19 protein-coding genes and 1 tRNA gene are annotated in these 18937 nt (G+C 38.7%); 17 read left to right on the top strand and 3 right to left on the bottom strand.

Annotation, left to right across the window (positions count from 1 at the left end):
- Nucleotides 1–24: 24 nt before the first annotated feature.
- Nucleotides 25–657, bottom strand: coding sequence for an NAD(P)H-dependent oxidoreductase (locus CWD91_RS18645; protein ID WP_103442489.1), 633 nt, complete (start codon nucleotides 655–657; stop codon nucleotides 25–27).
- Between the two features lie 13 nt (nucleotides 658–670).
- Complete coding sequence (locus CWD91_RS18640; protein WP_103442488.1) at nucleotides 671–1429, bottom strand: sulfite exporter TauE/SafE family protein; 759 nt, start codon at nucleotides 1427–1429, stop codon at nucleotides 671–673.
- 110 nt (nucleotides 1430–1539) lie between these two features.
- On the opposite strand from CWD91_RS18640, the gene CWD91_RS18635 reads away from it, so the two are divergent.
- The 8 genes from CWD91_RS18635 (at nucleotide 1540) to CWD91_RS18600 (ending at nucleotide 9030) form a co-directional block, all read left to right on the top strand.
- Nucleotides 1540–1624 (top strand) — tRNA-Ser (locus CWD91_RS18635).
- Between the two features lie 238 nt (nucleotides 1625–1862).
- A complete protein-coding gene (locus CWD91_RS18630) occupies nucleotides 1863–3098 on the top strand; it encodes a site-specific integrase (protein ID WP_103442487.1) in 1236 nt (411 codons plus the stop codon).
- 326 nt (nucleotides 3099–3424) lie between these two features.
- Nucleotides 3425–5032: a helix-turn-helix domain-containing protein gene (locus CWD91_RS18625; RefSeq protein ID WP_157943838.1), complete on the top strand. Its 1608-nt coding sequence runs from the start codon at nucleotides 3425–3427 to the stop codon at nucleotides 5030–5032.
- A gap of 203 nt (nucleotides 5033–5235) precedes the next feature.
- Entirely contained in the window at nucleotides 5236–6060 is an 825-nt protein-coding gene (locus CWD91_RS18620; protein WP_103442485.1) for an RteC domain-containing protein, read from the top strand.
- A gap of 235 nt (nucleotides 6061–6295) precedes the next feature.
- Nucleotides 6296–6586, top strand: coding sequence for a helix-turn-helix domain-containing protein (locus tag CWD91_RS18615; RefSeq protein WP_103442537.1), 291 nt, complete (start codon nucleotides 6296–6298; stop codon nucleotides 6584–6586).
- Nucleotides 6583–7254: a hypothetical protein gene (locus CWD91_RS18610; protein ID WP_103442484.1), complete on the top strand. Its 672-nt coding sequence runs from the start codon at nucleotides 6583–6585 to the stop codon at nucleotides 7252–7254. Before CWD91_RS18615 ends, CWD91_RS18610 begins: the two co-directional genes overlap by 4 nt.
- The gene (locus CWD91_RS18605) at nucleotides 7238–7900 is read left to right on the top strand and encodes a P-loop NTPase family protein (RefSeq protein WP_103442483.1); all 663 of its coding nucleotides are present in this window, start codon (nucleotides 7238–7240) and stop codon (nucleotides 7898–7900) included. The genes CWD91_RS18610 and CWD91_RS18605 overlap by 17 nt, the downstream gene beginning before the upstream one ends.
- Before the next feature lie 2 nt (nucleotides 7901–7902).
- Nucleotides 7903–9030: an exonuclease/endonuclease/phosphatase family protein gene (locus CWD91_RS18600; RefSeq protein ID WP_103442482.1), complete on the top strand. Its 1128-nt coding sequence runs from the start codon at nucleotides 7903–7905 to the stop codon at nucleotides 9028–9030.
- A 101-nt stretch (nucleotides 9031–9131) separates the two neighbouring features.
- Here the strand turns inward: CWD91_RS18600 and CWD91_RS18595 are convergent, their stop codons facing one another.
- On the bottom strand, nucleotides 9132–9782 hold the full coding sequence (locus tag CWD91_RS18595) for an N-acetylmuramoyl-L-alanine amidase family protein (RefSeq protein ID WP_103442481.1): 651 nt from the start codon (nucleotides 9780–9782) through the stop codon (nucleotides 9132–9134).
- 205 nt (nucleotides 9783–9987) lie between these two features.
- Between CWD91_RS18595 and CWD91_RS18590 the strand changes: the two genes are divergently transcribed.
- The 9 genes from CWD91_RS18590 to CWD91_RS18550 all read left to right on the top strand — a co-directional run bounded on the left by CWD91_RS18590 (nucleotide 9988) and on the right by CWD91_RS18550 (nucleotide 18739).
- The gene (locus tag CWD91_RS18590) at nucleotides 9988–10275 is read left to right on the top strand and encodes a hypothetical protein (RefSeq protein ID WP_031445819.1); all 288 of its coding nucleotides are present in this window, start codon (nucleotides 9988–9990) and stop codon (nucleotides 10273–10275) included.
- A complete protein-coding gene (locus tag CWD91_RS18585) occupies nucleotides 10275–10553 on the top strand; it encodes a hypothetical protein (RefSeq protein WP_103442480.1) in 279 nt (92 codons plus the stop codon). Before CWD91_RS18590 ends, CWD91_RS18585 begins: the two co-directional genes overlap by 1 nt.
- The gene (locus CWD91_RS18580) at nucleotides 10546–12951 is read left to right on the top strand and encodes a TraG family conjugative transposon ATPase (RefSeq protein ID WP_103442479.1); all 2406 of its coding nucleotides are present in this window, start codon (nucleotides 10546–10548) and stop codon (nucleotides 12949–12951) included. Before CWD91_RS18585 ends, CWD91_RS18580 begins: the two co-directional genes overlap by 8 nt.
- Before the next feature lie 43 nt (nucleotides 12952–12994).
- A complete protein-coding gene (locus CWD91_RS18575) occupies nucleotides 12995–13573 on the top strand; it encodes a conjugal transfer protein (protein ID WP_103442536.1) in 579 nt (192 codons plus the stop codon).
- Nucleotides 13574–13575: 2 nt separating this feature from the next.
- On the top strand, nucleotides 13576–14418 hold the full coding sequence (locus tag CWD91_RS18570) for a hypothetical protein (RefSeq protein WP_103442478.1): 843 nt from the start codon (nucleotides 13576–13578) through the stop codon (nucleotides 14416–14418).
- 11 nt (nucleotides 14419–14429) lie between these two features.
- Nucleotides 14430–15053: a conjugal transfer protein TraK gene (locus CWD91_RS18565; protein WP_103442477.1), complete on the top strand. Its 624-nt coding sequence runs from the start codon at nucleotides 14430–14432 to the stop codon at nucleotides 15051–15053.
- Nucleotides 15034–15963: a conjugative transposon protein TraM gene (gene traM / locus CWD91_RS18560; RefSeq protein WP_103442476.1), complete on the top strand. Its 930-nt coding sequence runs from the start codon at nucleotides 15034–15036 to the stop codon at nucleotides 15961–15963. Before CWD91_RS18565 ends, traM begins: the two co-directional genes overlap by 20 nt.
- Nucleotides 15960–16814: a DUF4138 domain-containing protein gene (locus CWD91_RS18555; protein WP_103442475.1), complete on the top strand. Its 855-nt coding sequence runs from the start codon at nucleotides 15960–15962 to the stop codon at nucleotides 16812–16814. The genes traM and CWD91_RS18555 overlap by 4 nt, the downstream gene beginning before the upstream one ends.
- A gap of 278 nt (nucleotides 16815–17092) precedes the next feature.
- Complete coding sequence (locus CWD91_RS18550) at nucleotides 17093–18739, top strand: ISL3 family transposase (protein WP_103442474.1); 1647 nt, start codon at nucleotides 17093–17095, stop codon at nucleotides 18737–18739.
- Nucleotides 18740–18937 lie beyond the last annotated feature (198 nt).

Genomic DNA, 18937 nt, shown 5'->3' with positions numbered 1-18937 from the left:
GATTAATTGAATATTATAGAGGGACTAGGGTATGTGGATGATGCTCTCATTAAGATCTCTGCGCACTTTTTTTAGGGTGGCGAACATATCATCAGTTGCCCTATATCCAACGGGAAGCACTAAAACGGAAGTCAGTTTAAGTTTATCCAGTCCCAACAACTCGTCGTAGGAATTAGGCTGAAACCCTTCCATGGGACAGGCATCAATTTCTTCCAATGCGCAAACTGTCAATAAGGTGCCCAATGCCAAATACGCCTGATTGGTGGCCCAACCCCTTACCTCTTCCCTTTCTTTTTTAGAAAAGCTTTCGACCAGTGCGCCCTTGAAGGGATCCAGTATTTCATCCGAAGTGTTTCGAATTTGTTGTACCCTTGCGAAATAGTCATGAATAAATTTCTTGTCAATTTGCTTTTCAATACAAATAACAAATACGTGCGATGCTTCCGCCACTTGCTTTTGACCGTAGGAGAATTTGACCAGATTTTGCTGTAGGGCCTTATTGTTAACCACCAATAATTTAATGGGTTGTAGGCCATATGATGTGGCCGTTAAATTAAAAGCTTGCTTCAATTTTTCAAGTTTGTCTTCTGACAAAAGCTTGTCAGGATTAAACTTTTTTACTGCATAACGCCATTCCAATTTCTTAATAATATCCAAAGCTAATTATCTTTTAATTAAAAAACCATAGTTTAATGGACATACAAATGACCACTATAATCAATAGAATTTTTACAATTCCGTCTCCTTTGTCCACTGACCATCTGCTGGTGAGCCATCCACCGAGGGTTTGTCCTGAGGCCAAAGTTAACCCTATTTCCCAATCCAGTTTGCCGTTCAACCCGAAAAGTATTAAGGCCGCACTAGTATATACCACCATAACAACAGCCTTAATAACATTCGACTTCATTAAGGTAAGGTGATTGATGGAGGACAGTACCAATAATACAAAAATACCCGTTCCGGCCTGTATGAATCCACCGTATATACCAATAAAGAAAAATGCAACCATCCCCCAGAACTGCCTTTTTCCGGTGATAAGCTCTTCAAAATCGTTAATATGAATTTTCGGTTTAATAACCATAACAATAACGATCAGGACCATTACTATGGCCAAAATTTTATTGAATGCGCTGTCGTCAATATCTATTGCCAAATTGGAACCAATTAATGTACCCGCGGTTGCTACGATGGAGAGATATAGTATAAATGGACTGGCAATCTCCTTCCCCTTGCTTTTATATCCTGCCACATTGGCAATTCCCTGTGTTAATACAGCTATTCTATTGGTACCGTTGGCAACACTGGCAGGTAGTCCCATAAAGATGAGCATTGGTAAAGTTAGAAGGGAACCACCGGCAGCCAAGGTATTAAGACCTCCCACAGCGAAACCTACCAAAGCCAAAAGCACATAGTGATACCATTCTTCCATTGGGCAAAAATAAGGTCTTCACTATAATCTATCATTATTAAAATAATTAAATAAAAATTCCCCTTTTCTTTTAAAAAGAATAAAAAGGTTTCTATATTTGCACCCGCTAAGGAGAAATGGCAGAGTGGTCGAATGCGGCAGTCTTGAAAACTGTTGAGGGTCACACCTCCGGGGGTTCGAATCCCTCTTTCTCCGCTGGGAATTGCGCAAATTCTACCAAAAGCCCGTAAACATTACGTTTACGGGCTTTATTTATTTTATATAGTATCATTTGATACCATATAATACCATATAAAAGGTGCGTAATTCGGTGCGTAAATTTTCAATAAAAAACACGCACCGAATTCTTTGTTAAATATTCATTTTCAGATAGTTACAGATACTCTTTTTTGATTTATTTTATTATCTTTAAGAGGATAAAAACTACACACCGATGCAAACTACATTTTCAGTTCTATTTTACCCAAGAAGAAACGACATTGATACGTATGGGAATGCCCCTATTTACTTAAGAATTACTATTAATGGCCAACGGAGTGAAATTAGCATTAAACGAAAAGTTTTAATTTCAAAATGGAATTCTGAGGCAGGAAAAATTCGAGGAACAACCACTGATGTTCGTGAACTAAACAGGTATATGGATGCTATTAGAAGTAGGATTTATAGTATACAAGGCCAGTTGACAGATAAACAAGAGATCATTACTGCGGAGAAAATCAAAAATATATATCAAGGTAAAGTAATCAGACAAAAGATGCTGTTAGAAATTTTCCTTGCACATAATAACAAAATTGAGAAGTTGGTAGGTAAAGAATTTGCACCTGGAACTATTGAGCGTTATAAAACTGCAAAAAAGCACGTATCCGATTACATTAAAAAGGAATATAATCTAACCGATATCCCAGTTAAAGATGTTGATAATAGATTTATTACAGGTTTAGAATACTATCTCAAAACTGAACGTAAATGCGCTCATAATACTGCCATAAAATATGTAACCAACTTTAAAAAGATTATCCGTATAGCCTTCGCGAACGATTGGATTACTAAAGACCCATTTGTGAATTGGAAAGGAAAATTAAAAATTGTTGAAAGGGAATTCCTAACGGAAGCAGAAATCCAAACGATGATTGAAAAGGAATTGCATACTTATAGATTGGATCAAGTGAAGGATATCTTTCTTTTCTCCTGCTTTACCGGATTAGCCTATGCAGATGTTAAAAAGCTTTCAAAAAACGATATCATCTTGGGAATTGACGGTGAGAAATGGATAAAAATAAAACGTTCTAAAACCGATACTCGCAGTAGTATACCATTGCTTCCAACTGCTATGTCCATCCTGGAAAAGTATAATAGTCATCCAGATGTTTCTAATAAGGACAGATTACTGCCAGTTTTGACTAATCAAAAGATGAATGCTTACATCAAGGAAATTGCCGACTTGTGTGGGATTTCCAAAAATCTCACCTTTCATTTGGCTAGACATACATTTGCTACCACAATCACGCTGTCTAATGGGGTGCCTATTGAAACTGTGAGTAAAATGCTCGGGCATAAATCATTGAGAACTACACAGCATTATGCCAAAATATTGGATTTAAAAGTGAGTGAGGATATGCAACATCTTAGAAAGAAGCTATCGTTCGAAATAGATAGAAAAACTTCATAAATTGATTTTTATACCCAGGAGTGAAATAATAGGAAGTAAAAACCTTGAATTATCTTGCTTAATTTTAGAATGGCGTACACTATTCATTATCGATTGGTCTTCATTTATAAATGGCCTTGACATGCTAGAATTTCATTAGAGATTTTGGATTAATTTAGGGAAGTATAACTGAAATAAAGAAAATGTTTGGTACTTCAAAATCTCTAAATTACCGCCAACCCAATCAAATTGAATTCAGAGGTTCATGTCTTATTTCTGGTCTTTTATTTTTCCTTGTTTTGATATATTTTCCTACACAAAACTGCTTTGCCCAGGAACCCACTTCCATGAAGGAAATTAAAATCTTGAATCTGACCTATAATGAAATTATGGAATTGGAAGATGAGGCCTATGAAAATAATGAACTGGACAGACTTCGTATTTTAACCGATATCCACATCCGGAAAGCTAAAAAAGAGGATAATCTCTTGGAAATTGCAAGCGGATATTACTACCGTACAATCATAGAGGAACCAGAATTGGCGGTTACCTATTCAGACTCCATAATTTTAGCGACGGCGGATAGCGATGATTCTAAATATCCCACCTTTGGTTATATTCTTAAAGCTATAAATCTTTACGACTTAGGCGATTACCGACAAGCGATGCACAACTATCTAGCCGCCTATAATCTGGCAGTGCAAAAAAAGAATTACGAGGACCAACTTACCTGTTCCATGGCCATAGCAGCAATTAGAAATATTAACGGGCAACCACATGCGGCAGCGGATATCTATACCCGATCATTGAATTCTTTAAAGAAGAAGAGGGATTATGAGGATAGTCATTACGACGATTATATGCTGTTGATGTACAATCTTTCCTTGGCCCACTTAAGGTTATCTCAATTGGACTCTGCGCGGTACTATATAGAGTCGGGTGTTCGTAAGGCTATCTCTGTAAACGATACCTTGGAATATCGTGATTTCGTTTTAGTGGGGGCCCAGTTGGATTATTATGAAGGAAATTTTCAAAAGGCAAAGGATACCCTTATAAAATATACGAACCAATTGGAAGGGAATAGCAAGGCCATGAAATTGTATTATCTAGGGAAGATGGCACAAAACTCAGGAGATCATCCCATAGCCATTACCTATTTTCAACAAATTGATTCCATTGTGGAAGTCACAAAAAAGCCGTTTGATGAGATCAAGGATGTATACCAGCAATTAATAAGGCACTATGGTCTGCAAGATGACCAGCAGCGGGAAATTGAGTCTATCGAAAAACTCATCTTTTTTGATAGTTTAATGACCAAAGACCATAAAGGAGTCCTTATGCAGGCCACCATGGCCTATGATATTCCCTATCTCAAACTTCAAAAAAAGAAAGCAGAGGAACAGCTGAAGGTTAAATCTACTTGGAACATCATATTGGGGGCATTGGCTGGGTTTGTTGCCCTGATAGGCATCTACTTCTATATCAGGGTACGGAAGACGAAAAAAAAAGTGAAAGAACTGATGGATGGTATTAAACCCATTAAATCTTCCTCCCGAAAAGTGGGCACACATCCTGAATCGGTTCCTGTAGAGATACGGAATGAACTCTTGATGAAATTGGAAGCGTTCGAGAATTCGGACCTTTATTTGAGAAAAAATCTTGATATGGCCCAATTAGCTCAAGAAATGGATACCAATACCTCTTATTTGTCCATTATTATCAATCATTACAAACAGATGAGTTTCCCGAATTATATAAAAGATCTAAAAATTACCACAGCGATTGAGAGGCTTTCAAAAGACCCAGAACTATTGAAATACAACTATCAGGGATTGGCGGAAACCTTTGGCTTCAAAACTGGGGAATCTTTTTCAAAAGCATTCCATCAGAAGACTGGGGTATATCCTTCCAATTTATTAAAGGAATTAAAGATTAGGAAGAACACCCAGCAATAACCGATCGGCAACGATGACCGTATCCCACTGTTAAATTTTCTATTATTCTCCCTTAATTTATAAATGCCCCATTGCATTTATAAATGGCCTTCGGGACTATTTTTATTTCTTTATTTTTCTTATGATATTTAATAGAGAAACATTAATGGATTCTTTGATGATGTACTAAAAACGATTCATTAGAGATTTTAAAGAATAGGACAATGGATTGGCTACGATCCCAGGAAGAAATTGAATCTGAATTGCATCATATAGAACGATCATTCTTAAATAAGATAGTATCATACGATAAGGTTATTTCTTATTGCCAACATATTTTGGAGGAATATCGTATAGCTGTTGTTTCCCATGGCTTCCCTGACGAAGAAGCTGAAATTCAGTTTTTTAAAAAGGATAAACCGTTCCTTTTTGGTCTTCTTCTACAATATAATCACCAGCTTTCTTTTGAATTGAATTTTCCTAATATCCCCTATGGCGGGAATGATGATATTATCAATAAAAAAATAGAGGAAGTAACTGCCTTTCTCTCAAGCCATAAGGATATGGTCCTATACCTTGAACTGCAAAGTAAAACATTCGATTCTCAATTTTTTCTAAGGAAGAACAAAGGACAATTTACCTACCTATGTCGTCATGACCATTGTTTTGATTCCGAATTTTGTACTTCACATGATGGATTGATTGCCAATTTAGTTGGATATCAAGGATTTCTTAAATACCTCCAATATAAATTGGGGATGTCCAGCACCATTGGGTCTGCTTCAAAAGTGGTAATGCCAGGAATAGAATGGACCGGATCCAAGGTAGCTTTGGTCGAATTAGGGTTCGCCCTATATCATAGTGGGTCCATTAACCACGGACGTGCTAGCATAAAGTCTGTAATGCGGTTTTTGGAGCAGGTTACGGCAATGGATTTAGGGGATTATCACCATACTTCCATTCGTTTAAGAAACCGCACCAATCCAACAAAATTTGTGGATAAACTTAAAAATTCCTTGCAGAAATGGATAAGTGAGGTCGATGAATAAAAAAAGCCAGTCATAGCCAATTGGCAATTTGTTTTCTCGGCTTAACAGTAGTATTATTTTGATAAAAATATTACTCTTTTTAGATCGTTCCGCCTATTTTTAGCCCCGATTTTATCCAAAAATGAATTTAGCCAACTGGCTATGACTTGGCAATTTATTCCATAACTCCTTTTCAACTTTGTATCCGAATCACAGACAACTACAATTAGGTAGCATCTGTATTAAATCAATGGATATGCCAACAGCTATTATCACTACGGACGATCTTCGGGAATTTAAACTGGAACTTCTCGAGGAAATCAAGGAATTGTTGAACGAAAACCAGTCTAAAAGGACGAAGAAGGAATGGCTCAGGAGTACTCAGGTTATGGATATGCTCCAGATCAGTATGACCACTCTTCACGGCCTCCGGGTTAACGGAACCCTTCCTTTTACCAAAATAGGGGGACTTATTTTTTATGAAGTAAGAGAAATCGAAAAAGTACTTATGGAGAATACCGTGAAACCTTTTAAGACAAAGAGATGAATTACATAAGACATCTAAATTCAGTTTTTGAATTGTTTACGAAGGATTCTAGGTTAAATCCCACGCATATCAGTATTTATATCGCTCTTTTCCAACTGTGGAACATCAACCGTTTTACAGATTCTTTTTATATCAACCGGGAGGAAGTGATGCGTATTGCAAAAGTAGGTTCAAAGAGTACTTATCATCGCTGTTTAAGAGAATTGGACTATTGGAAATACATCAGGTATTTGCCCTCGCACAATCCGTACAAAGGAAGCCGGGTACACATGCTCAAATTCGGGATAACTAGAGAGACTAGCACTAGGGCAACTATAGGTTCAGGTAGTGGCCAAGTAGAGGGACAAGCATTAGTACCTTATATAAACATTAATAAACAAAATAAAAACATTAATAAACATAAGCTACCCAAAAATGAAAATGAGGTTTTGGATTTTTTTAAAAAAGAAAAATGGCCCGCTAATGAAGCAAAAAAATTCTTCAACCATTACAATTCTATCGGGTGGAAAGTTGGTGGAAAAATTACGATACTGGATTGGCATTCTACGGCCAAGAACTGGATGTTAAAGGGCGAAGAAATACAAAAAGAAAAAACGCTGCACGGACCGTCCCAAAAACGGGACAACTTAAAAATCACTAAAGACAAGGACTATGGACAACCCCTCTAAAATAATCGAAGACGGTACGGAATATACCCTTGGTGTGTTCGACGGGAAAGAAGTGCTCTATGATTTCGACAAGATCTTGATTTACTTGAACGCCAAAGGAAAACTGCTCTTTGGCAAGCAATTCCAGATTTATGACCAGGATAGGGACATCGTATTTAAGCTCTGCAATTACTTCATCAATGACAAAGGATTTTGCCATAAAGAGAATATAGACCCCACAAAAGGTATTCTTCTTACCGGTCCAGTGGGCTGTGGCAAGACAAGCCTAATGAAGTTGATCCGCCATCTTGTACCGGAGCAACGCCCTTACCAATTGATTCCCTCAAGGAATATTACATTCAGCTTTAACCATTTGGGCTATAAGACCATCGAAGAGTTTGGGAACGGTAGATCCTACTGCTTCGATGATCTGGGGATAGAGCCGATCGGCCGCTACTATGGCAGGGACTGCAACGTGATGGGCGAAGTGTTATTATCCCGATATGAACTGTTTCTTCAGACCAAGGGGAAGGTCAAGACACACGCCACCACAAACCTTAATGCCGAAGAACTGGAAGAGCTTTACGGCAACCGTGTCCGCAGTCGGATGCGCGATATTTTTAACCTGATCGCATTTGATAAGAATACTAACGACAAACGCAAGTAATTATGAAACTGGCCACATTTAATATCCAAAACCTTTTCCATCGAGACCGGACCAATTCGGAAAGAACATTTGGCAAATGTATGTCCGACTGGGTCAATGAACTCGATGGCCTTCTTAAGAAAAACGATCGGCACGGATCAAATGCCCAGCGTATCCAAGAACTTAGCTTTTTGCTCGGGTTCGACAAAACATATCACCAACCTTATGCGGTAATGCGCCGCAGGGCCGGCTATCTTTTTCTAAAGGGCAAAAATTACTCCAAGGAGCTGGCCGCCAATGAGATTAACGATTGGAACGGTTGGGTCTCCCTCCGGACCGTCCCTATCAAAACATTGGCCGTAAAAAATAAGGCAAGGGTGATAGCAGATATCGATCCCGATATTTTACTGTTGCAGGAAATTGAGGACAGGGCGTCCTTGGAAGAGTTTAACCAGGAGTTCCTACCCGAGATGGGCTGTCGTCCTTTTGACGAGATTTTCGTGGTGCAGGGGAACGATAAACGTGGGCTGGAAATGGCCATAATGACCAAGAACGGATATAGATTGCAATCTATTCGAAGCCATATCTACGATCAAGATGAAAATGGAAATCCACTCTTTAAAAAAGACCTATTGGAGTATGAGGTCAAGACCCCGTCCGGTACTACATACCATCTTATTTCCGCGTATTTTCAGGAGCGCACGGCAGATACCGATAAAACCGATCGTATGCGAAAGGCCCAGGCTAAGAAAGCAGCAGAGGTTTATAAGGGTTTGCAAGAAGATGGTAAAACCAATATTTCCATTGCTGGGACCCTGAATAACGTCCCCTATAGTGACTGCCTCTCCCCCCTACTCCGAGATACCGATCTTAGGGATATTACCAAACACCCATCGTTCAACGTTGATATTGACAAGGGAAAGGATGCTAGTTACTTTCGTCTTGGGGCATATCGAATAGGGGTCAATATTAAGCAGAAAGATTATCTCTTGCTCTCCCCGGACCTCTTTGGAAAAGCCGAGGCAGGTGGTCTCAATCGTAAGGCCATATGGCCATTAGAAAAACCGATGTGGTCCGTGTATTCGACCGTCCAGGAAAAGTCACAGGAAGCAAGTGGGCATCCTGCGCTATGGGCGGATATCAAGATTTAGGTTTTCTAAGGCCATTGATAGCAGCTTTGAGTTCCAAGGCTATCGTTAGGAGTAATACTCGAATATTCCGGAATACGGCAGTAAATATTTCTTGCATACCATTATTTTGATAGGATTAAACTTTGAAGAACCGACAACGCAAGTGCACGGATATTTCCTTCCTCGCCCATATGCATTACCTCAACTGAGTTGGATAAAAAACCAAACTCCACAAGCACGGAAGGAATCTGCCGGGACCCTTCCCTAAGAACCTGAAAGTTGGCAAACTTTACGCCACGGCTTTTAAAGCCTAGATTTTTTTGATTGGCTTTTTGAATGTTATAGGCCAATAAAATAGATTCATTGGTATGTTCCCCCTTTCGATCGGAAACATAAACTTCAATACCCTTTGCATTGGGGTTTTCCGAATGATTGCAATGCAGGGAAATAAATATATCGGCATTCAGCCTTTTTGCCAATTTTGTCCTTTCACCCAAAGAAATCAAGGTATCCGTATATCTGCTCAGGTATATTTCAAGGGCATTATCAAAGAGATTTTGGTTATATCGCACCATTTCCTTGGCAACTTTCAGCACGACATTCTTTTCCATAATGCCATTGGTTCCCGTAGCACCGGAATCCGTTCCTCCATGACCCGGGTCTATGACAACTACCTTTTTGGAACTTTCTTTGAATTGGGAAAATAATGCTCTTGGGCTCCATAAAATACCTGCCACGATCAACCCTATAAAAAATCGACTTAGAATGATCATCACACTTTTGTTTTTGAACAATTTGCAACGTTTTTCTCTTTTCCTTAGGAATCTTCCAAAGTTTAACAAGATTTCGAGTTAAAGTTTAGAGATTTCCTTCTCTAAGCTTCTTTTCTCAATAGATTTCACAAAATTTATATATCACGTCCAACTCGGACGGCAAACTAAACAGGCATAGGGATTTAATAACCAAAAACGAACAGTTATGAAAAAATCACTTTTTATGTTAATGGGATTGCTGCTTATGGCAATGCCCACTTTTGCACAGATCGGTGGTATCGAGGATTCTGTAAACGATGTTTCGGACACCATCAGGACCATCTTTCCAATAATTTTAGGCGTCATCTTCCTTGTCGGTTTCCTTTTCAATGCAGGACACTTCTTTGGCGAAAACGCAGATCTAAAAAAGGGAATTACTAGAGTTCTTGTATTTGTCCTTATCGCCGGTGCAGTAGTGGGCATATTTACCTATCTAATTTCAATCGTGGTATAGTGAAGCGGTTCGAAGTATATAAGAACATCAGGAAACAGGCGGTCATTTTTGGACTGCCCATTTCACTTTTTGCCCTAATGATGATGTCCATACTTGCGTCATTGATGGTCATCATCTTCTCGTTCAGCTTCGGGATGATTATAGGCATAATGATTTTTAATGCTGCGCTCTACGTGGCATTGACCCGAATTACCAACAATCCACAGCTATTTCAAACGGGGAAGGTCTTCCCAAGAATTATAAGTAATAAACGAAATTCCGGCCTCGATTATGAATAAGATCAATCTTTCGGCATATCGGCCAATTGTAGATATTCAGGACCATATCGTTTTTGCCAATAATGGCAATGTAGTCCTATGCTATGAAGGAAATCTACCGGAAATCTACTCCTTGTCCGAAAAGGATTTTGAGGATATGCACGGTGCCTGGTTTCAGGCATTAAAATCTTTGCCCGTTGGGACTGTAGTTCACAAACAGGATGTCTACCTCAAAAAATCCTATTCCTCGGAGCAACTTCCGAATGCAACTTTTTTGGAAAAGGCCACACACGAGTATTTTAAGGGACGTGGACATATTGAACATCGTTGCTATTTGTTCTTCATTCTTACCAAAAACAAATCACTCAACAACCCAAAATACGTCAATCCCTTCCGAAAAGTTTCAAATGGAATTGTACAGGAACTGGATGGCAATATTAAAAGCTTCGTCAACTCCGTAAGCGACTCGGTTTCCTTTATAAACAATAGCAGGAGAATGTCTCTCAGAACATTGAATGAAAATGAAATCGTAGGTCTCACAGAGACTTATTTCAATGGCTTCAACGAAGGCTTTGATACCGATATTTTACTGGATAAAAAAGGTGTCAATATTGGTGAAAACCATTTTGATGCCCTGGCCATCAATAGTGAACTGTGCTTTGGCGAAAGCGTACAGAGCAGCAAGACCAATGAAAAATTCACTTCTGACGATTTTGTGTTCCATCAAGGGTTTATTGATGGCCTAGGGCTTACGCTATATGAAAACCATATCGTCAACCAAATCCTGTATTTGGATGACAAACAAAAGTGGCGCAAGCTGCTCGATAAGAAAATTGAGGAACTGAACAAGAGTTCGAATTTTGGTTCACAGAACAAAGTGGTTCTTGGAAAGATCCAACACATTCTTGACCAAATCAATGCCGATGATAATGCACGGATTATCCGTGGTCATCTCAATATTGTCTATTGGGCCAAAGAATCCAAAGAGCTCGACAAAATAACGTCAATGATAAAGACCGAATTCAAGGAACTGGATATTATCCCCTACTATCCCCGTGGCGAAGAGCGCAAAAATTATATATTGAACAGTTACTGCTGCTTCTCTTCCAATTTCTCGAACAATGATCTGTACGTTACCGATTTGAAACACGCACTGTGTTTGTTTATAAACAACACCAATTATAAATCTGATACTACCGGGATCATCTTTAATGACAGGGAACATAATATTCCAGTTCTAAAGGATGTTTGGGACGAACGAAAGAAACGAATAAAGGCAAGGAACTTTGCCATTTTCGCACCAACGGGCGAGGGAAAATCCTTTTTGGCCAATAACATCCTGCGTCAATATTTTGAAAGTGGCCTTCGTCTGGTCATTATAGATTTGGGGGGCTCGTATACCAAATTCGCAAAACTCTATCCCGAAAAATACACGGTGCTTCGCTACGAGAGCGGAAAGAATCTGGGCATCAATCCATTTTATATCAGTAACCAAAATGACCTGACACCGGAACGTCTTGAAGATTTGTCCGTGTTCCTTTTTGAATTGTTCGCTTCGGATCTAAAAGTGACCAAGGCACAATCGGTCTCTATCAAGAAAATACTGCGCCATTATTACGATGGCACTGTGGAAAATCATTCATTGGAAGGCTTCTATAACTTTATCGAAAAGAATCGGGAAGACCTTCTAAATACCCTTAAAATCCATCCCGACTACTTCAATGTTACAAGCTTCCTGCACGTAATGTCCGAGTACGTCGGCGATGGTCTATATAGCTTTCTTTTTGAGGTAAGCGAAGACCAAACCTACAAGATCGAGGACAAAAGATTGATTGTTTTTGAATTGGATGAAGTAAAGGATAATAAGGAAATCCTGTCCGTAATGTTGAAGCTGATCAAGTCGGCGATCCAAAGGACTATTTGGAAAAATAGAGCTGAAAAAGGAATCATCCTATTCGACGAGTTTGCCAAACAACTAAAGTTTGAAAACGTACTGGAAAGCGTTGAATTCTATTACCAAGCTATCCGTAAACAGAACGGTGCAATTGGTATTATACTGCAATCCATTAATCAGCTGCCCAACAATTCTACCTCCGCAAGTATTCTGGAAAACACACAGGTCATTTATAGCCTGAACAACGAGAAAGGCTATAACGAACTGGTCAAAAGGCTTAACCTTTCCAGCCACGACCTGAACCAATTAAAATCGATCAAGAACAATCTTTCCGGACCAAGGAAGTACACCGAAATGTTCATCAAAATAGGAAAGGAAAGCAACATTTTTCGGCTCGAAGTCCCAAAGGAGGTCTATGCTGCCTATCTAACGGATGGACAGGAAAACGAGACCATAATGGCCATTTACGAAAGGACCCAGAATATGGAACAAGCCATTAAAGAATTCACATCTAAAACACAATAAAATGAAATCAAAGATTCACGAATACCAAAATAAATTTTTAGCGATGAGTAAAACAAAAATTTTAATTATCGCAATGGCATTTATTTTTTTATTGCCTGCACGTGCCAAGTGCCAAGGAATACCGACTTATGACAACACCAATTTTATAAGTTTGGTAAAACAACTGATAGAATCTGGTAAGCAGACCGCGAACATTATCAAGACCGTAAAGTTCTTGAAAGTACAAAAAGAAAATTTTGAAAAGGTCAACGATGTGGTCAAGCAATTAAGAGCTGTCCGGGAAATTGGACGCAATAATCAACGACTTATCGATGTGATGCAGGATGATCTAAGAAACATCCTTGATAGCCCCTATATCAAACCCGAGGAAGTGGCAAGGGTTTCGGAATCGTTCACTGCTGTTATAGAAAATTCTTTGGACACCATGGATTTTATAGACGAGATCCTATCCAGTGACTATCTTAAAATGAGCGATGCCGAACGTGCCGAAATTCTAAAGGAAAAAGAGCTGGAATCAAGGGAAATGGTTTCCAATATCACTACTAAAACAAGACGCTACAAGGATATTATTTCCTTCAGGAAAATGCAGGATAAAATCAACAACCGAGAAACCGAATATTAAAGATGACCGCGACCATCATATTAGGGATAGGACTGGAATATATAGATACTGTTTTCCAGACCATACAGAACAGCAGCTTCTCGCAATACACTATTGCAGGAATCAAAGCGCTTGCCGTGCTGTTCTTTCTGGTCAATATCCTTAAAAAATACAATGAGGGGATTGCGGATAAGGATGGCTACACCTGGGGATTGAACCCTGGAGAATTGGCTAAGAATTTTGCAATAGTTGTATTGGTCATTTTTTCATCACAAGTTTTGGGATTATTTGATGGCATTTTAGTAGCAATTGAAGGGCAATATCGCGGCACAGCACCAGCACTATTGCCATTACAGATGCAGGACATTCCCATAGAGGAGGATATCAACTTTATAGGAGCAGCTCAAGCAGCTATGGCATTGCTCTATGAAGCCCTTATAACGCCACTATATGGCTTTAAAATATTCGCCTTTATCATAAGTATCATTCTTTGGATTTTGGATTTGTTTATCTATCCATTATTTCTTGCAGAACGATATTTTCTATTGGGAATAATGCAGGCATTGTTCCCATTGGTCATAAGCTTGGCAGTATTTGAAAAATTTCGATCACTGGCCTACACGTTTTTCAAATTGTATGCTGCAGTTTATATGCTCGTACCCGCCTTCTTTTTGGTCAACATATTTGTGAATGCCATTTACACCGAAATCAATACCAATTTCTGGACAAATCTTTTTGGTACGGATGTGGGTCAAGGCTTTTTTGCCCCTGTGGTACAGCTTGGATCTGTGGGTTTCATTGTCTTCCTGAAATTCAAATTATACAGGCGCGCCACGTCCTTTACCCTTAGATTGTTTACTAGCTAATTTAACTTAAAATGAAAACAGCATACAAGAATATTTATAACGTCCTAAAGCTAAACCGATTCATCGTTTTGACAGTCGTCGTTTTTGCTTTGTTGTCCAGCACCTTTTCGGTTTGGATGGCTTTTACGGCCAATAAAAATGCGCTAAATAGTGCGTTTGCCATCAATACCGATGGGAGTATCATTCCGTTAAAGCTTGTAACCCAAAAAGAGAATATCAGGGTCGAAGCTTTGGCCCATTTGGAACTGTTCCACAATTACTTCTATAATATTGATGCCAGTAACTATGAACGTAATTTAAAAAAAGCACTTTGGCTGGGCAATAGTTCGGTGGATAATCTCTATCGCCAAAAAAAAGCTGATGGTGTCTATAATCGATTATTGCAATATTCTTTGGTTCAAAAAGTACTGAGCATCGATTCACGGTTAACAGAAAATAATGGTTCCTATGGCTTTACGACCACGACCATTTTTGAAATCAATAGAGGGTCTATAATAGACACCTATGAACTTGTTTCCACTGGCAACCTAGCTATGGTCGATCGAAACTTTCCAAACAATCCACATGGCCTATTGATTACTGACTTTTTCGAGAACACTTTAAAAAAATTTAACGATGAAGATAGAAAAAAATAAAATTGTCTTTGCTGCAGTCCTGGCTGTGATATTCCTGTTTCTAATTTCCTATTCCGTAATGGTAATGGGCGATGATGAAAGTGAAAATGAAAACCTGGAGCAAACCTTAGTGCCCGATTTGGAAGAGAATCAAAAAGAATACAATTCCAAACTGGATGCCATCAATGATTTGAAAGAAGTGCGTGAGAACAATGCGCCGAGTATTTATAATGAAAAACTGATTGATTCCCTTGGCTATTATAATCCAGATCTCCCTGAACTTGAAAAAGAGCGTATTGTGGATAGCATCTATGCAGCAGGGAAAATTAAATATTCTAAATCGTCCTATCAGAATCTTGGGGAAAGAAAAACCGCTCCCAAAAAAGTTCAGGAAATAGATTCTGCGGAAATAAAACGGGAACAGAAGATTGAAGCCAAGGAATTAGGCTTGGAACATCAATTATTCTTTGCTGCTTCACCTAAACCAAACGATATTTCGATTATTGGAAATACGGATGCTACGATTTATGCAGTGGTCGACGGAGACCAAGTAGTCCAGGCCAATTCACGATTGCGGATGCGGTTGACCAACACAGCGATTATAAATGGCAGGGTCGTTCCTAAAAATACACCTGTCTTCGGTTTCATCAGCTTTCAGCCCAATCGTGCCCTGATCGAAATTGAAAATATTGACAATCATCCTACCAAATTAAAGGCCTTTGATGTTCAGGATGGTAGTGAGGGAATCTATGTAGAAAATAGTTTTCGGGAAGAAGTAGGCACCGAAGTTCTCAACGATATTATTCAGGTCATCAATATTCCCAGCGTACCCCAGGTGGGCGGTGTGACCAAAGTACTTCGGCGAAAGAATCGAAACGTAAAAGTAACCGTATTGAACAACTACAAACTGATTTTAAAACCAAAGCTATGAGAACATTTATTTTAATACCTACTCTACTAATTTCCGCTTTTGTACTTCAACTTTGCTCGGCACAGGCCCCTGCGCAACAGTCAATAGCATTGGATACTATTTACGCTAATGACCATAAGAATGTGGCACTCTTTTTTCCCGATCCCATTCGCCAAGGAATTACTGGGTCCGATAACTTCATCTTTACCTACAATCGGGAAAAAGAACAATATTTCGGTTTGCTACAGGCAAAGCCCGGAAAGGAAAGTAACTTGCTAGTAGTCAATAGAAATGGTTCTATTTTTTCGTATATTGTAAGGTATAAAAAGGAGCTTTCCAAGCTGAATTATTTTATAACGGATTCCAGTAGTATAGGCAATGAAAAGCCTCTGACACCAGTAATTCCCAGTAAAGATTCGCTTGTGGATACCATTGACAACAAAACGTTTTATTACAAGAAAATTTGCGCATACCTTCTCAACCAAAAGCAGAAAATAGATCGGTTAAAAAAGGGTAGCGAAGATATCCTTTTAAGTGTTGAAAATATTGTTTTTGATACCGAAGAACTCTATTTCGTTATCCAGATTGAAAACAAATCTACTTTGGATTACGATTTAAATTTCTTAAAACTCTCGGTTGAAACAAGACAGAAGGGAAAAAGGAAATCTTTACAGAAACTATACTTGAAACCCATGTTTAAACACAACCTGCCTTCAAGAATCAAGAAAAACGAAACGGCAAGATTGGTTTACGTCGTTCCCAAATTCTCTTTGAGTGATGACCGCATCGCTGTCCTTGAATTGAATGAAAGGAAAGGAGAACGAAATTTGGAGTTAAAAGTCTCGCATAGATATATCAATAACCCAAATTAAAATATTATGAAAGCACTGATCACTTCCATACTGGCATTCTTGCTGATTGCATGTTCTAATAAACAAGATCTATGGCATACAGAAACAGCCAAGATAGTTGTAGAAAGTTTCTACGCCAAAGTGGCTATTTCGGAGTGATGGGTTCTTCCTCATATTTGGGGAAATTTCCAAACATTGAGGATTGCTGTAAAATGTTGATAATCAAAGATATAAAGTCGTATTCCCTTGTTTTACAGGACGATATTTATTATCTTTAAGTAGTTATCTGACAACTACTTATGACCATAAAACAACTGATTGGCATGCCTGTGCTGATTGTAAATAATATTGATTATTCTTGCTCCATTGTTAAAATATACGCATCAATAAAAGCCAAGCGGTCAAAGTGTCCGAAATGTGAAAAATATAGCAATAAAGTCCATGATCGTTATACCCGAACAATATCAGATCTTCCGGTATTTCAAAACAAAACCACTATTATCCTAAAGACACGCAAATTCAAATGCCAAAACCCGCAATGTGACCGAAAAGTATTCTCAGAACAAACACCATATATTTTGAGGTATTCAAGAAGAACAAAAAGGGTATCAAGGATTCTTGATTCCTTGTCAATTGAATTAACAGGAAAATTGGGCAGTATACTATCTGGACAACTACTGATTTCGGTTAGCAGCTCGACCATTACACGAATAGTCCACAGACAACGACTACCCCCGATAATACAACCAAAGGTGCTTGGCGTTGATGATTTTGCATACCGAAAAGGGATAAGTTATGGAACCATTCTCATTGATATGGAGACTTCAAGGCCTATTGATATCTTACCTTCCAGGGAGGGCAAAGAGCTAAAAAAGTGGCTGTCAAAATATCCTGATGTGAAAATTGTAACCAGGGACAGGGCCAGTTCGTATTCTTCTGCTATCAATGAGGTTTGTCCTGATGCAGAACAGGTCGCGGATCGATTCCATTTATTAATGAACCTATCCGATGCCTTGGACAAGTATTTCAAAAGTGTGAATCCAAAAATCAGAAAGCTTATTAAGGATAAGGGCAATGAGCTTTTAAATATGTCGGATGGCCAGAATGCAGGCTGTGACAAAGGAAAAAGGTCACGATTATTATCAAAAGTCCAGGAAATAGTTGAAATTAGAAGAGACCAAAGGTTGGATGTCTTCAATAAGGTCAAGGAATTACAGGCCAAGGGCATATCCAAACGAAAGATAGCAAGGGATCTGGGCATAAGCCGCAATACAGTTCATTCATATTTCCCACTAGAATCATTACCTCCCAGAATAAGCTCTAAATCAACCAATATTGAATTATTTGCCCAGCACATTGTTGCTCGATTAAATGACAAAGGATATATGATGAAAGATATAATAGACGAGATCTATAAATTAGGATACAACGGAAGTAGAACCCAGGCCTACCATAATATAAATAGCATAAAGGAAAAATTTGAAATACACACACCTGATTTCGCCCAAATTCAAAAATCAAGAATCCCCTATATAAAGCCCTTGAGCTCAAGGACGCTGGCTAAATATATTGGCTCTTGTTTAACTGTTATCAAGGATCCCGATGAACGAAATTATCTGCAAACACTATTGGATAATATCTCAGAACTACAGGTCGTTCGAAAATTGGTGCAGATTTTCAAAACGATGTTAAAAAGAGGACGCGGTAATATAAACCGATGGATCGGATTTATAAAACGCTCAAAATACAAGATGCCAGGTTTGATCAATTTTGCCAATGGTCTATTAAGGGATATTAAAGCTGTTAAAAACGGGATTAACATGTCCTGGAGCAATGGTGCTGTGGAAGGCCATGTAAACCGGATAAAGAGTATAAAAAGACAAATGTATGGTAGGGCCAGCTTTGATCTATTGCGCAAAAAAGTGATATTATCTCAAACTGGTTGATGTTTCCCCAAATATGAGGAAGAACCGAGTGATGGTGCCACCTGTTTCGGTCAAACAGTGCCACTTTGAAAGATCTTTCAATTATACAAAAAAAATGTGTTAGTCGTTTTTTAAAATTCCTTTTCTTAAGCTTTCCCCTTTTTTATGGATAGCTTTACATAAAAAGGGTTATGACAACAATATGGTTATGTAAAGCCC

The sequence above is a fragment of the Arenibacter hampyeongensis genome, assembly GCF_002909255.1.
GTDB classification, from domain to species: Bacteria; Bacteroidota; Bacteroidia; order Flavobacteriales; family Flavobacteriaceae; genus Arenibacter; species Arenibacter hampyeongensis.
Note: the sequence above shows the minus strand (reverse complement) of the source record. Positions and strands in the feature narration are given on the sequence as shown.

Excerpts from the sequence above, each read along its gene's own strand:
- CWD91_RS18640 (WP_103442488.1), bottom strand. The coding sequence starts at position 1,429 with ATGGAAGAATGGTATCACTATGTGCTTTTGGCTTTGGTAGGTTTCGCT.
- CWD91_RS18630 (WP_103442487.1), top strand. The coding sequence starts at position 1,863 with ATGCAAACTACATTTTCAGTTCTATTTTACCCAAGAAGAAACGACATT.
- CWD91_RS18625 (WP_157943838.1), top strand. The coding sequence starts at position 3,425 with ATGAAGGAAATTAAAATCTTGAATCTGACCTATAATGAAATTATGGAA.
- CWD91_RS18620 (WP_103442485.1), top strand. The coding sequence starts at position 5,236 with ATGGATTGGCTACGATCCCAGGAAGAAATTGAATCTGAATTGCATCAT.
- CWD91_RS18615 (WP_103442537.1), top strand. The coding sequence starts at position 6,296 with ATGCCAACAGCTATTATCACTACGGACGATCTTCGGGAATTTAAACTG.
- CWD91_RS18610 (WP_103442484.1), top strand. The coding sequence starts at position 6,583 with ATGAATTACATAAGACATCTAAATTCAGTTTTTGAATTGTTTACGAAG.
- CWD91_RS18605 (WP_103442483.1), top strand. The coding sequence starts at position 7,238 with ATGGACAACCCCTCTAAAATAATCGAAGACGGTACGGAATATACCCTT.
- CWD91_RS18600 (WP_103442482.1), top strand. The coding sequence starts at position 7,903 with ATGAAACTGGCCACATTTAATATCCAAAACCTTTTCCATCGAGACCGG.
- CWD91_RS18595 (WP_103442481.1), bottom strand. The coding sequence starts at position 9,782 with ATGATCATTCTAAGTCGATTTTTTATAGGGTTGATCGTGGCAGGTATT.
- CWD91_RS18590 (WP_031445819.1), top strand. The coding sequence starts at position 9,988 with ATGAAAAAATCACTTTTTATGTTAATGGGATTGCTGCTTATGGCAATG.
- CWD91_RS18580 (WP_103442479.1), top strand. The coding sequence starts at position 10,546 with ATGAATAAGATCAATCTTTCGGCATATCGGCCAATTGTAGATATTCAG.
- CWD91_RS18575 (WP_103442536.1), top strand. The coding sequence starts at position 12,995 with ATGAGTAAAACAAAAATTTTAATTATCGCAATGGCATTTATTTTTTTA.
- CWD91_RS18570 (WP_103442478.1), top strand. The coding sequence starts at position 13,576 with ATGACCGCGACCATCATATTAGGGATAGGACTGGAATATATAGATACT.
- CWD91_RS18565 (WP_103442477.1), top strand. The coding sequence starts at position 14,430 with ATGAAAACAGCATACAAGAATATTTATAACGTCCTAAAGCTAAACCGA.
- traM (WP_103442476.1), top strand. The coding sequence starts at position 15,034 with ATGAAGATAGAAAAAAATAAAATTGTCTTTGCTGCAGTCCTGGCTGTG.
- CWD91_RS18555 (WP_103442475.1), top strand. The coding sequence starts at position 15,960 with ATGAGAACATTTATTTTAATACCTACTCTACTAATTTCCGCTTTTGTA.
- CWD91_RS18550 (WP_103442474.1), top strand. The coding sequence starts at position 17,093 with ATGACCATAAAACAACTGATTGGCATGCCTGTGCTGATTGTAAATAAT.